Source organism: Chromobacterium subtsugae (genome assembly GCF_001676875.1).
Taxonomy (GTDB): Bacteria; Pseudomonadota; Gammaproteobacteria; order Burkholderiales; family Chromobacteriaceae; genus Chromobacterium; species Chromobacterium subtsugae.
In genome coordinates this window covers 277111-289125 of record NZ_JYKA01000003.1, presented here as the reverse complement: position 1 = coordinate 289125, position 12015 = coordinate 277111, and the positions used below count along the sequence as shown (strand labels likewise).

13 protein-coding genes are annotated in these 12015 nt (G+C 65.0%); 10 read left to right on the top strand and 3 right to left on the bottom strand.

Going from position 1 to position 12015, the window contains the following annotated elements; genetic code table 11:
* The first annotated feature begins 21 nt into the window (after positions 1-21).
* Genes MY55_RS23310 through MY55_RS05290 form a run of 3 tightly spaced genes read left to right on the top strand, consistent with a single transcriptional unit; the run spans position 22 to position 2884 of the window.
* Positions 22-303, top strand: coding sequence for a hypothetical protein (locus MY55_RS23310; RefSeq protein WP_157889264.1), 282 nt, complete (start codon positions 22-24; stop codon positions 301-303).
* Positions 281-892, top strand: a complete 612-nt coding sequence (locus MY55_RS05295) for a glutathione S-transferase family protein (protein ID WP_047243561.1) — start codon at positions 281-283, stop codon at positions 890-892. Before MY55_RS23310 ends, MY55_RS05295 begins: the two co-directional genes overlap by 23 nt.
* Before the next feature lie 15 nt (positions 893-907).
* The gene (locus MY55_RS05290; protein ID WP_065202094.1) at positions 908-2884 is read left to right on the top strand and encodes a pyridoxamine 5'-phosphate oxidase family protein; all 1977 of its coding nucleotides are present in this window, start codon (positions 908-910) and stop codon (positions 2882-2884) included.
* On the opposite strand, the gene MY55_RS05285 is transcribed toward MY55_RS05290, so the two are convergent.
* A complete protein-coding gene (locus MY55_RS05285; RefSeq protein ID WP_047243560.1) occupies positions 2874-3773 on the bottom strand; it encodes a LysR family transcriptional regulator in 900 nt (299 codons plus the stop codon). The two genes, MY55_RS05290 and MY55_RS05285, sit on opposite strands and share 11 nt — an antisense overlap.
* Before the next feature lie 117 nt (positions 3774-3890).
* Here MY55_RS05285 and MY55_RS05280 point away from each other — a divergent pair, with 117 nt between their 5' ends.
* The 3 genes from MY55_RS05280 (at position 3891) to MY55_RS05270 (ending at position 7002) form a co-directional block, all read left to right on the top strand.
* Positions 3891-4433, top strand: coding sequence for a carboxymuconolactone decarboxylase family protein (locus MY55_RS05280; RefSeq protein ID WP_065202064.1), 543 nt, complete (start codon positions 3891-3893; stop codon positions 4431-4433).
* Between the two features lie 176 nt (positions 4434-4609).
* A complete protein-coding gene (locus tag MY55_RS05275; RefSeq protein WP_230623410.1) occupies positions 4610-6262 on the top strand; it encodes a LytS/YhcK type 5TM receptor domain-containing protein in 1653 nt (550 codons plus the stop codon).
* Positions 6256-7002, top strand: a complete 747-nt coding sequence (locus tag MY55_RS05270) for a LytR/AlgR family response regulator transcription factor (protein WP_043577762.1) — start codon at positions 6256-6258, stop codon at positions 7000-7002. Before MY55_RS05275 ends, MY55_RS05270 begins: the two co-directional genes overlap by 7 nt.
* Here the strand turns inward: MY55_RS05270 and MY55_RS23305 are convergent.
* A complete protein-coding gene (locus tag MY55_RS23305) occupies positions 6980-7378 on the bottom strand; it encodes a GIY-YIG nuclease family protein (protein ID WP_146008469.1) in 399 nt (132 codons plus the stop codon). The two genes, MY55_RS05270 and MY55_RS23305, sit on opposite strands and share 23 nt — an antisense overlap.
* 183 nt (positions 7379-7561) lie before the next feature.
* Here MY55_RS23305 and MY55_RS05265 point away from each other — a divergent pair, with 183 nt between their 5' ends.
* Positions 7562-8785, top strand: a complete 1224-nt coding sequence (locus tag MY55_RS05265; protein ID WP_065202063.1) for an L-lactate MFS transporter — start codon at positions 7562-7564, stop codon at positions 8783-8785.
* Positions 8786-9220: 435 nt separating this feature from the next.
* Here MY55_RS05265 and MY55_RS05260 read toward each other — a convergent pair whose 3' ends face one another.
* Positions 9221-9667, bottom strand: a complete 447-nt coding sequence (locus tag MY55_RS05260; protein WP_065202093.1) for a YaiI/YqxD family protein — start codon at positions 9665-9667, stop codon at positions 9221-9223.
* A 105-nt stretch (positions 9668-9772) separates the two neighbouring features.
* Between MY55_RS05260 and MY55_RS05255 the strand changes: the two genes are divergently transcribed.
* From MY55_RS05255 to MY55_RS05245, 3 genes are all read left to right on the top strand, one after another.
* On the top strand, positions 9773-10243 hold the full coding sequence (locus MY55_RS05255; protein ID WP_065202062.1) for an NUDIX hydrolase: 471 nt from the start codon (positions 9773-9775) through the stop codon (positions 10241-10243).
* A 121-nt stretch (positions 10244-10364) separates the two neighbouring features.
* Positions 10365-11534: an isovaleryl-CoA dehydrogenase gene (locus MY55_RS05250; protein WP_065202061.1), complete on the top strand. Its 1170-nt coding sequence runs from the start codon at positions 10365-10367 to the stop codon at positions 11532-11534.
* Between the two features lie 130 nt (positions 11535-11664).
* On the top strand, positions 11665-12009 hold the full coding sequence (locus tag MY55_RS05245; RefSeq protein ID WP_047237701.1) for a nuclear transport factor 2 family protein: 345 nt from the start codon (positions 11665-11667) through the stop codon (positions 12007-12009).
* The last annotated feature ends 6 nt before the right edge of the window (positions 12010-12015 follow it).

Below are 12015 nucleotides of genomic sequence, written 5' to 3'. Positions count from 1 at the left end.
ACGGACTCCAAGTAGTCAAACTTGAGTGAAAGTATCTTTTTCTGCCGAAAACAGTGGCACACGATTATGTTTAATGCGGCACAAAAGATCATTCGTGCTTTATATCAGTTGAGATTGCGCATCAATATTGCCGTCAAAATGGAAGCACCTCCTGCCATCCTGCCTGGACGCCGCGCTGGCTTTATTGCAAGCGGCGGAATAATCTATTGTCTTGTTCAGGCATTCTTGAAAAGACCATTTGCTGGCACAGTGACATCGCCCCCCAATACAGGAAACCTCCATGAGCGCCATCCAGCTATATGACTTCCCCCTGTCCGGCCACAGCCATCGCGCGCGGCTGATGCTGTCTCTGCTGGGCCTGGAATACGAAGCCATCCTGGTCAATTTGGCGGCCGGCGAGCACAAGCAGCCGGCATATCTGAAGCGCAACCGCTTCGGCCAGGTGCCGGTGCTGGTGGACGGCGACGCCGTCATCGCCGACTCCAACGCCATCCTGGTTTATCTGGCGCGCCGCTACGGCCATGGCGATTGGATCCCGGCCGACCCCGCCGCCGAAGCGCAAGTGCAGCGCTGGCTGTCCGCCGCCGCCGGCCCGCTGGCCTTCGGCGCCGCGCAGGCGCGGCTGCACAAATGGCGCGGCGTGCCGCTGGACTACCCGCTGGCTGTCAGCCGCGCCGAAGCGCTGCTGCAAGTGATGGAGCAAGAACTGGCGGAACGGCCGTTCCTGGCCGGCCAAGCCGCCACCATCGCCGACGTCGCGCTGTACACCTACACTGCGCACGCGCCGGAAGGCGAAATCCCGCTGGCGCCCTACCCGCATGTGCGCGCCTGGCTGACCCGCGTCGAGGCGCTGCCCGGCTTCGTGGCGATGCCGGCCAACACCGCAAGCTGAATGGCGTCTAGCGGCATGGCTGAAGCCAAAACCCCCAGCCCCTGGCACGCGGGCGAGCTGGAAATGCAGCGCCGCGCCGGCAGCCTGGAGCGGATGGCGGCGGCCGGTCCGCGCAATATCCGCGACCACATGCCGCAGCAGCACCGCGACTTCTTCCCGCAACTGCCGTTTCTGGCGGCGGCGGCGGTGGACGAGGCCGGCCGCCCCTGGGCCGGACTGATCGAAAGCCAGCCCGGCTTCGCCCGCTCGCCCGACCCGCGCCGGCTGCGGGTGGACAGCCTGCCCAGCCGCGCCGATCCGCTGCGCGACTGCCTGCGGGCCGGCGCGCAGCTGGCGCTCTTGGGCATAGAGCTGCACACCCGCCGCCGCAACCGCCTGAACGGCGCGCTGGCCGAGCTTGACGACGCCGGCTTCACGCTGGCGGCAGAACAATCGTTCGGCAACTGCCCCAAATACATCCAGCTGCGCGAATTCAGCTTCGCCCGCCCGCCCGACGGCCGCATCGTCGGCACCGTGGAATGGATGGACCGGCTGGACGACGACGCCCGCGCCTTCATCGCCGCCGCCGATACTTTCTTCGTCGCCAGCGCGGCGCCCGGCGCAAGCAACTGGCAAGTGGACATCTCCCACCGCGGCGGCAAACCCGGCTTCGTCCGCGTCGACGGCGACACCCTCACCATCCCGGACTTCGCCGGCAACGGCTACTTCAACACGCTGGGCAATCTGCTGCGGCATCCGCAGGCCGGCCTGCTGTTCATCGATTTTTCCAGCGGCGACACCTTGCAGCTGTGCGGTGGCGCGGAAGTGCTGCCGGAAGACGGGCAAGGCTTCGCCGGCGCCGAGCGGCTATGGCGCGTCACCGCGGAGCGGGTGGTGCGCCGCCGCAACGCGCTGGCCCTGCGCTGGCAGCTGCGGGAGTTTTCGCCATATGCGCTGGCCACCGGCGCCTGGCCGCAAACCGCCGCCCGGCAATGGCTGCCCTTGCGGGTGGCGCGGGTGGTGGAGGAAAGCCCGCAAGTCCGCTCTTTCTATCTGGAGCCGGCGGACGGCAGCCCGCCGCCGCCCTTCGTCCCCGGCCAGCACCTGAGCGTCAAGGTGGCCGGCGTGGACGGGGTCAGGCTGCGCAACTACACGCTGTCGCAGACAGGCGGCTACCGCATCAGCGTCAAACTGCAGGGCAAGGCGTCGGCCCGGCTGCATCAGCTGGCGCCGGGCGACATCGTGGAAGCGCTGCCGCCGCGCGGCGATTTCATACTGCTGCCGCCGCGGCGCCCCATCGCGCTGCTGGCCGGCGGCATAGGCATCACTCCGTTGCTGGCGATGCTGCACCAACTGGCCGGGCAGCCCGCCGCCATGCCGCCCACCCTGTTGCTTTACGCCACCCGCAGCGTGGCCGAGCGCGCCTTCGACGCCGAGCTGGAACAGCTGCGGCGTCAATCCGCGGGCAAGCTGCGCATTGTGACGGCGGTGAGCCGGCCGGAAACCTCCAGCCGCGCCGGCGTCGACTACCAGCACGCCGGCCGCGCCGACCTCGCGCTGCTGCGCCAATCAGGCGCCGATCTTGATGGCGACTTCTACCTGTGCGGCCCGGCCGGCTTCATGCAGGCGCTGTACGACGAGTTGATCGCAGCCGGCGTGACAGACGCGCGCATCCACGCCGAAGCCTTCGGCCCGGCAGGGCTGAAGCGCGCCGGCTCGGCCACCCAGGCCCTGCCGCCGCCGGCCGATCACGCGGTGCCGGTGCGCTTTGCCGCCTCCGCCATCGACGCCGAGTGGCAACCGGGCCAAAGCCTGCTGGAATTGGCCGAGTCCTGCGGCCTGAATCCGGACTTCAGCTGCCGCGGCGGCACTTGCGGCAGCTGCCGCGGCGTTCTGCTGTCCGGCGCGGCCACCTATCTGCAGCCCCCCGAGTACGCCGCCCAAGCCGGCGACATCCTGCTGTGCTGCGCCTATCCGGCCGCCGGCGCGGACAAGCTGGAAATCAATCTTTAAGCCGCGGGTCGGCGCGCAGCCGTTCGGCCAGCAGGTCGATGAAGCGGCGCATCCGCGTCGAGCCGTAACGGCTTTCGGCATGGACGATGTGTATCGGCAGCGGCGCGCTCTCGTAAGCTGTCAGCACCCGTTCCAGCTCGCCCGCCGCCAGCGCCTCCGCCACCTGGTAGGACATCACCCGGATCAAGCCGAAGCCGCTCAGCGCCGCGTCTATCGCCGCGTCGTTGCCGCTGACCGTCAGCCGCGGCCTCACCCGCACCCGCCGCTCGCCGTCCGCGCCGAATTTCCACTCCAGCGAGGTCGACGCGGCGGTGGAAGCAATCACCGTGTGCTCCCGCAAATCCTCAGGCGCGGCGGGCGCGCCATGGCGCGCCAGATAGTCCGGCGCCGCGCACACCAGCCGCCTCACCTCGCCCACCTTGAGCGCGCGCAGCGAAGAATCCGGCAAGTGGCCGATGCGCACCGCCGCGTCCAGCCCCTCCTCCATCAGGTTCACCACGTTGTCGCGCAGCTGCGCCGACACCTCCACCAGCGGATGCTGGCGCAAAAAATCCACCACCGCCGGCATCACGTACAGCCGGCCGAACAACACCGGCGCGGTCAGGCGGATCAGGCCACTCGGCTCGGCGTTGCCCCCCGCCGCCGCATCCTCCGCCTCGGCCACCGCCGCCAGAATGCGGCGCGCGTCGTCCAGATAACGCGCGCCGGCCTCGGTCACCCTGACATAGCGCGTGGTCCGGTTAAGCAGACGCACACCCAGGCTTTCCTCCAACGCCGCCACCGCGCGCGTCACCGCCGGCGGCGACACTTTCAGCCTGCGCGCCGCGCCGGCGAAACCCTCTTCCTCAGCCACGGCGACGAACACGCTCATCAAGTGGAATCGGTCCATCCGCTATTCCTCATACTGAAATAATCCATTCTAGAAAACAGATATTCTTCCAAAATGAAGAATTTGGCAAAGTACACCCATCGCGGAAACGTTCCGCATCCACCCAGGAGTCTTGCCATGAACCGCATCGCCATTCCCGCCCCCGAACACATTCCCGCCGCCAGCCAGCCGCTGCTGGCCGCCGTGCAACAACAACTGGGCATGGTGCCCAATCTGATGAAGCTGCTGGCCCACAGCCCTGCCGCGCTGGAAGGGTATCTGTCGCTGAACGGCGCGCTGGGCAAGGGCAGGCTGGGCGCCGCGCTGCGCGAGCGCATCGCGCTGGCGGTAGCCGAATTCAACGGCTGCGACTACTGCCTGTCCGCCCACAGCTATCTGGCCAAACATGTGGCCAGGCTCGGCGATGACGAAATCGTCGCCGCGCGCGATTTTTCCAGCGCCGACGCCAAACAGGCCGCCGCGCTGCGCTTCGCGCTGAATGTGGCGGAACAGCGCGGCCGCGTGGCCGACGCCGAGCTGGCGGCCTTGCGCGAGGCAGGATTCGATGAGGCGGAAACGCTGGAAATCGTAGCGGTGGTAGCGCTCAATATCCTGACCAACTACATCAACAACGCCGCCGCCACCGCGGTGGACTTCCCGCTGGTCCAAACCCGCGCGTAAACCCGCCATCGCCGGAGGCCTGCGGGCTTCCGGCCCCGGCATGCCCATGTTCTTTTATTGGCCGTCGGGCTGCTCCCTTCCCCCTCATGCTTTAAAATGACGGCAACCATTCCGTTTTCACCGCTTGCCCAGCCGCCGCCGCGGCTCTGTTTCCGATGATAGAAAACAACCCGAATATGTTGCTGCTCGCGGTGTTCGAGCGCGCGGCGCTGATGCTGATGGCGCTGTTCTTCCTCACCCGCATCCGGCCGTTCCAGGACCTGTTGCGCCAGCAACGCCACACCCCGGCGGAATTGGCCGGCGTGTCGCTGCTGTTCTGCCTGTTCGCCGTGTTCAGCACCTATACCGGCATTCCGGTGGACGGCTCGCTGGTCAATGTCCGCACCATCGCCATCCTGGCCGGCGGCATCTTGTTCGGCCCCTGGGTGGGCATACCGGCAGGCATCGTCTCCGGCCTGCACCGTTATTTGATAGACATCCACGGCTATACCTCGCTGCCCTGCCTGATCTCCAGCATCTGCGCCGGCTTGCTCGCCACCATCATCCATTTCCGCGCCGGCCGCCGCCGGCTGTGGCTGTACGGCGTGGCCGCCGGCATAGCCTGCGAGAGCCTGACCATGGCGCTGATCCTGTGGTTCACCGAGCCGGCCATCGGCCGCGCCATCGTCGGCCATATCGCCTACCCGATGATCACCGGCACCGTCTGCATCGGCCTGGTCATCAAGCTGGTGCAAGACCTGGATGACGAAAAGGAGCTGCTGGCGGCGCGCCAGGCCAAGCTGGCGCTGACCATCGCCAACCAGACCCTGCCCTATTTCCAGAACGTGGACCGCGACGCGCTGGTGGAGGTGTGCACGGTGATCCGCAACCACATCGGCGCCGACGCGGTGGCCATCACCGACACCGCCGACGTGCAGGCTTATGTCGGCCTGGGCAAGGACTACTACGAACCGGCCGCCCACTCCGCCATCGGCGAAATCACCCGCCAGGCGGTGCAACAGGACCAGATCATCATCGAGAACAATCTGCAGCGCTACCGGGTGGCCGACTTCCACTCGGTCATCATCATCCCGCTGCGCGAAAACGCCCGCGTCACCGGCACGCTGAAAATCTTCTATCGCAAGAGCGGCGGCATCACCAGTTCGCTGCGCGAGCTGGCCGTCGGCCTGTCGCAGCTGATCTCCACCCAGATGGAGGCGTCGCGGATCAAGCAGCTGCAGGAAATGGCGCGCAAGGCCGAATTCGCCGCGCTGCAAAGCAAGATCAACCCGCACTTCCTGTTCAACGCGCTGAACGCCATCTCGTCGCTGATCCGCATCCAGCCGTCGGAAGCGCGCCAGCTGATCGCCAAGCTGGCCGACTACCTGCGCTACAACCTGTCGCTGGGCGACACGCTGATCGACATCCAGGAAGAGCTGAAGCAGGTGCGCGACTACGTCGCCATCGAGCAGGCGCGCTTCGGCGACAAGTTGAAAGTGGTGTTCGACGTCGACGACGTGCATGTGCGGGTGCCCAGCCTGTTGCTGCAGCCCTTGGTGGAAAACGCCATCCTGCACGGCATCCAGCCGCGCAAGGGGCCGGGCGAGGTGTGCATCGCGGTGAAGCGCGACGGCGCGCGCATCCATGTCTGCGTGCGAGACAGCGGCTACGGCATCAGCCAGGAAGTGATAGACGGCATCGCCGACGGCAAGGTGGAGAGCCGCAGCATCGGGCTGATGAACGTCAACGAGCGGGTGAAGCTTTTGTACGGCGAGGGCCTGCGGCTGACGCGGCTGGAGCCCGGCACCGCGGTATGCTTCGACCTGCCGGCGGAGGAGGCGGCATGCTGAAGGCGCTGATTGTGGAAGACGAATACCTGGCGCGCCAGGAGCTGGCCTACCTGATCCGCGAGCATAGCGGCATCGAGATCCTGGCCAGCGTCGAGGACGGCCTGGAGGCATTCAAGTTTCTGCAGGAAAACGAGGTGGACGTGGTGTTTCTCGACATCCACATCCCGTCGATAGACGGCTTGCTCTTGGCCAAGAACCTGCACAAGACCACCCGTCCGCCGCGCATCGTTTTCGTCACCGCCTACAAGGAATTCGCGGTGGAAGCGTTCGAAGTGGAGGCCTTCGACTACATCCTCAAGCCCTACAACGAACAGCGCATCGCCCACGTGCTGCACAAGCTGGAAGCGCTGGAGCCGGCGCCGCCGCCCGCCGCCGCGGCAAGCGCCCCGGCCGCCGACGCCGCGCCGGCCAGCCGCACCGTCAACCTGGCCAAGGGCGACAGCATCATCGTCACCCCCTGCGACGACATCTACTACGTGGAGGCCGACGAGAAAGTCACCCTAGTCTACACCGCCCGCGACCGCTACGTGATGGCGATGAGCATCAGCGAATTCGTGTCGCGGCTGCCGGCCGACAGCTTCTTCCGCTGCCACCGCTCTTTCTGCGTCAACATCCACAAGATCCGCGAAATCGCGCCGTGGCAGAACAGCACCTACATCATCAAACTGTACGACCTGAAGGCGGAAATCCCGGTCAGCCGCAGCAATATCAAGGCGTTCAGGCAGCTGATGCATCTCTAGCGCTAGGCCATTGAGTCAACAAACAACCCCGCGGCCATTGCTCATTCAACTCACAACCATACTGTTTAATTGCCGTCAGTTCTTCTTCATTAATTCGTGCAAGCTCGACGTTTTTCAATAGCACCAGCCTGATCCGTTGCGACTGCAATACGGCAGCCTGCATGGCTAGATGCACTTTCCTAAAACCATTCGGCTTGCCTCGACGGTACGGCTGGCCGGCCAACAAGCGGCTCACGTTTCGCGCGTAATGCTTCAACGGACGTTTACTTCCTCGGCTCGCCTTCCCAATGTAAAGACGGCCGCCCACATCCCATAAATAAAGCAACGGTCGACTGCCATCCACCCCGTTGCAGTCAAACTCGAACTGAAAGTCCATCCTCCCTCCGTATCAAGATTTTACCGCTTCAGTAGCGTCGCCCATTCAGCCGCATTGTGACTGATGCCCCCCCGATTGCATTTCATTCCCCATCGTCTGCATTTCATTCCCACGCTGCGCCGCCTTTATAAGCGCGGGCTTATAGTCATGCCAACAGTAATGACTTTATAAGCGAGCAGCGCCATGAACGCCTCAAGCAACGCCATCCGCTACCGTACCCTGGCCGGTACCGTCCTCACCCAGTTCGCGCTGGGTTCCGTCTATACCTGGAGCCTGTTCAACGCCCAGCTGTCGCACAAGCTGGGCGAGCCGGTCAGCCAGGTGGCTTTCGCCTTCGGCCTGCTCAGCCTCGCGCTGGCGGTGGCGTCGTCGATGGCCGGCAAATTGCAGGAGCGCTTCGGCGTGCGCAAGGTGGCCATCGCCTCCGGCCTGCTGCTGGGCCTGGGCTTTTACCTGACCTCGCATGCCGGCAGCCTGATCATGCTCTACCTGTGCGCCGGTTTGCTGGTGGGCTTCGCCGACGGCGCCGGCTACCTGATGTCGCTGTCCAATTGCGTGAAATGGTTCCCGGAGCGCAAGGGCCTGATCTCGGCCTGCGCCATCGGCGCTTACGGCCTGGGCAGCCTGGGCTTCAAGTTCATCAACCTGGCGCTGCTGTCGCATTTCAGCCTGGAAGCCACTTTCCAGCTGTGGGGCCTGATCGCCATGGCCATGGTGGTGGCAGGCGCCCTGCTGATGACTGACGCGCCGCAACAGCCGGCCGCCGCGCAAACCGGCGGCAGCCGCGACTTCACGCTGGCCGAGGCGATGCGCCAGCCGCAGTACTGGATGCTGGCGCTGATGTTCCTGACCGTGTGCATGAGCGGCCTGTACGTGATCGGTGTGGCCAAGGACATCGGCGAGAGCTTCGTCCACCTGTCGGCCACCACCGCCGCCAACGCCGTCGCCGTGATCGCCGTGGCCAACCTGTCCGGCCGCCTGGTGCTGGGGGTGCTGTCCGACAAGATGCCGCGCATCCGCGTCATCACCATCGCCCAAGTGGCCGCGCTGGCCGGCATGCTGACCCTGCTGTTCGCCCCGCTCAACGCCGGCCTGTTCTTCGCCGCTATCGCCTGCATCGCATTCAGCTTCGGCGGCACCATCACCGTCTACCCTTCGCTGGTCAGCGATTTCTTCGGCCTGAACAACCTGACCAAGAACTACGGCGTGATCTACCTGGGCTTCGGTATCGGCAGCATCGTCGGCTCCATCGTGGCCTCGCTGTTCGGCGGCTTCCTCGCCACCTTCCACCTGATTCTGGCGCTGCTGATCGTCGCCCTGCTGTTCTCGCTGACCATCCGCCAGCCGGGCGCGGCCCAAGCCGACAAGGAAGAATTCGACGCCGAACCGCATCTGGGCAAGGCCTGAGTCTCTCGCCTCCCAGACAAGACAAAGCCCCCGGATTCGGGGGCTTTTGCATAAATGGCGGATACCGCTTTGACGATCAATCAATTTGGCGACAACTTATACAAATGCTGTGAAACCGAACCGATGTGCGTCATCCCCGTCAGCGCTAGCCGGCTTCGAAGCCATTTCCGAGGTTTTAAGACGCCGGTTGTTCGACGCCGCGCGACGGTAGCGCGTACTGCTGAGCGAATCAGAGATTCGCACGCATGTAGTTCCGGCGGCTCCTTGGAAATGGCTTTGAAGACGGGGTTTCGACGCGCTGTCGGGGCGGCCTGGGGGTGTCGGGGGGCTGGCCGCGCAGCCCCCTGACCCGCCTACTGGCGGAAGCTGCACCACAAATCATCCCCTCTGCGGCCACTACTTGGCATAATGCCCGGCTCAAGCCGGGCTTCCCCCCTAGCGCCGCTTCGCCAGCCAGATGTCCAGCTGGCGTGCGAAGGCCTGCCGGTCGGCCTGGCTCAAAGGCGGCGGTCCCTCGGTCTGCACGCCGCTGGCGCGCAGATTGTCCATGAAATCGCGCATCGTCAGTTGCGCGGCGATGGTTTCCTTGGAAAACGCCTCGCCGCGCCAGTTCAGCGCCTGCGCGCCCTTGGCCAGAACCTCGGACGCCAGCGGAATGTCGCCGGTGATCAGCAAATCGGTCGGCTCGATGCGGCGGGCGATCTCATTGTCCGCCACATCGAAGCCCTTGGGCACTTGCAGCGCGCGGATGTTCGGCGCCTTTGGCACCGTCAGCAGCTGGTTGGCGACCAACACCAACTCCACGCCGGTGCGCTGCGCCGCGCGGAACAACACTTCCCGTATCACCTTGGGACAGGCATCGGCGTCTACCCAGATCGTCATGTCGGCTTCTTTCTCTATCAACAGGCCGCCATGATACCTGCCCTTGTCCATGACGGGAGAAAGCGCTATGCTGCGCGCCCGCCAAAAATGCCAAGGAGATAGCAAGTGATCAGCGTCGACATAGCCGGCACCCGTTTCAATCTGCGCGCCGCCGCCATCATCGAGCATGAGGGCAAGGTCTTGCTGCACCGCCTGATCCGCGACGATTTCTGGACCCTGCCCGGCGGCCGTGTAGACCCCGACGAGGAAGCGGCCAAAACGGTGGAACGAGAAATGCTGGAGGAGCTGGGCGAAGCCGTGCGTTGCGGCGAGATGGTCATGCTGATTGAAAACTTCTTCAGCGCGGGCGGCCAGCGCAACCATGAGCTGGGCTTGTATTTCCAGACTCATCTGGCCGCGGGCTCCGCGCTGCCTAGCCGCGCCACGCCGTTCGCAATCGAAGACGGCGGCGCTCGCCTGGAGTTCGACTGGTTCAGCCGCGAGCAGCTCGGCGAGCTGCGCATCCTGCCGCAGCCCATGAAAGACATGCTGATCAGCGAAGACCGCAGCCTGCGCCATGTGATCAATCGCGAATAAGCGCCCGCCGTGCCCAGTCGGCTCCTCATCATGGCGACATATTGACGCTTACGTAAACGTAAGCGATGATGTGCTCATCAGGCGCCGCCAGCCGCGCCGCACGCCCAACGAGGAGAATTCCATGTACAGCAGCCTGCGCTTCGCCTTCGGCGAGACTTACGACCTCCTGCGCGAATCGGTGCGCGACTTCGCCGATCGCGAAATCGCCCCGCGCGCCGCCGCCATCGACCAGGACAACTTGTTCCCGGCCGATCTGTGGCGCAAGTTCGGCGAGCTGGGCTTGCTCGGCATCACCGTCGGCGAGCAGTACGGCGGCGTGGACATGGGCTACCTCGCCCACATGATCGCGATGGAGGAAATCAGCCGCGCCAGCGCCTCGGTGGGCCTGTCTTACGGCGCGCACTCCAATCTGTGCGTCAACCAGATCTACAAGAACGGCAACGACGCACAGCGCGCGAAATACCTGCCCAAGCTGGTCTCCGGCGAGCACGTCGGCGCGCTGGCGATGTCCGAACCGAACGCCGGCTCCGACGTGGTCAGCATGAAGCTGAAGGCCGACAAGACTGACGGCGGCTACCTGCTGAACGGCAGCAAGATGTGGATCACCAACGGCGGCGACGCCGACACGCTGGTTGTATACGCCAAAACCGACGTCAACGCCGGTCCCAAGGGCATCACCGCCTTCATCATTGAAAAGTCCTTCGCCGGCTTCAGCCACGGCAGCAAGCTGGACAAGCTGGGCATGCGCGGCTCCAACACCTACCCGATCTTCTTCGACAACTGTTTCGTGCCGGAAGAAAACGTGCTGGGCGGCGAAGGCAATGGCGTGAAAGTGCTGATGAGCGGCCTGGATTACGAGCGCTCGGTGCTGGCCGCCGGCCCGCTGGGCATCATGCAGGCCAGCCTGGACATCGTGGTGCCCTATCTGAACGACCGCAGCCAGTTCGGCCAGCCCATCGGCGACTTCCAGCTGATGCAGGGCAAGCTGGCGGACATGTACGTCAAGCTGTCCGCCAGCCGCGCCTACGTCTATGCCGTGGGCCAGGCGCTGGACCGCGGCGAAACCGGCCGCCAGACCCGCAAGGACGCCGCCGGCGCCATCCTGTACGCGGCCGAGAACGCCACCCAGCTGGCGCTGGACGCCATCCAGTGCCTGGGCGGCAACGGCTACATCAACGAATACGCCACTGGCCGCCTGCTGCGCGACGCCAAGCTGTACGAGATCGGCGCCGGCACCAGCGAGATCCGCCGCTGGCTGATCGGCCGCGAACTGATGGCCGAAACCCGATAAGCATGGTGGCTAAATCGTCCGATACGGCGTTGCGCCGCCTGGCCGTACTATTTGTACTGTCTGCGGCGGCGCGCCTTGTCTCGGACGATTTTTCCAACCATGCCCCGGCCATACCGAGGAAAACCAAAACATGAACGCCGCCGAACGCATCGTCCAGGCCCAGCTGGACGCCTACAACGCCCGCAATCTCGAGGCCTTCGCCGCCTGCTACGCCGAAGACGTCAAGGTCTACCGCCTGCCGTCCATGGCGCTGAGCCTATCCGGCCGCGCCGCGCTGGCCGACCACTACGCCGGCAAGCGCTTCAACCTGCCCAAGCTGCACGCCGCGCTGCTGCACCGCATCGTGCAGGGCAGCCGCGTCATCGACCACGAGGAGGTGACGCTGGACGGCGAAAACCGCTTTCGCGCCGTCGCCATCTACGATATCAACGCCGATGGATTGATAGCAGCCGTCTGGTTCGTCGACGCCGAATGACAAGGT

Excerpts from the sequence above, each read along its gene's own strand:
- MY55_RS05295 (WP_047243561.1), top strand. The coding sequence starts at position 281 with ATGAGCGCCATCCAGCTATATGACTTCCCCCTGTCCGGCCACAGCCAT.
- MY55_RS05290 (WP_065202094.1), top strand. The coding sequence starts at position 908 with ATGGCTGAAGCCAAAACCCCCAGCCCCTGGCACGCGGGCGAGCTGGAA.
- MY55_RS05285 (WP_047243560.1), bottom strand. The coding sequence starts at position 3,773 with ATGGACCGATTCCACTTGATGAGCGTGTTCGTCGCCGTGGCTGAGGAA.
- MY55_RS05280 (WP_065202064.1), top strand. The coding sequence starts at position 3,891 with ATGAACCGCATCGCCATTCCCGCCCCCGAACACATTCCCGCCGCCAGC.
- MY55_RS05275 (WP_230623410.1), top strand. The coding sequence starts at position 4,610 with ATGTTGCTGCTCGCGGTGTTCGAGCGCGCGGCGCTGATGCTGATGGCG.
- MY55_RS05270 (WP_043577762.1), top strand. The coding sequence starts at position 6,256 with ATGCTGAAGGCGCTGATTGTGGAAGACGAATACCTGGCGCGCCAGGAG.
- MY55_RS23305 (WP_146008469.1), bottom strand. The coding sequence starts at position 7,378 with ATGGACTTTCAGTTCGAGTTTGACTGCAACGGGGTGGATGGCAGTCGA.
- MY55_RS05265 (WP_065202063.1), top strand. The coding sequence starts at position 7,562 with ATGAACGCCTCAAGCAACGCCATCCGCTACCGTACCCTGGCCGGTACC.
- MY55_RS05260 (WP_065202093.1), bottom strand. The coding sequence starts at position 9,667 with ATGACGATCTGGGTAGACGCCGATGCCTGTCCCAAGGTGATACGGGAA.
- MY55_RS05250 (WP_065202061.1), top strand. The coding sequence starts at position 10,365 with ATGTACAGCAGCCTGCGCTTCGCCTTCGGCGAGACTTACGACCTCCTG.
- MY55_RS05245 (WP_047237701.1), top strand. The coding sequence starts at position 11,665 with ATGAACGCCGCCGAACGCATCGTCCAGGCCCAGCTGGACGCCTACAAC.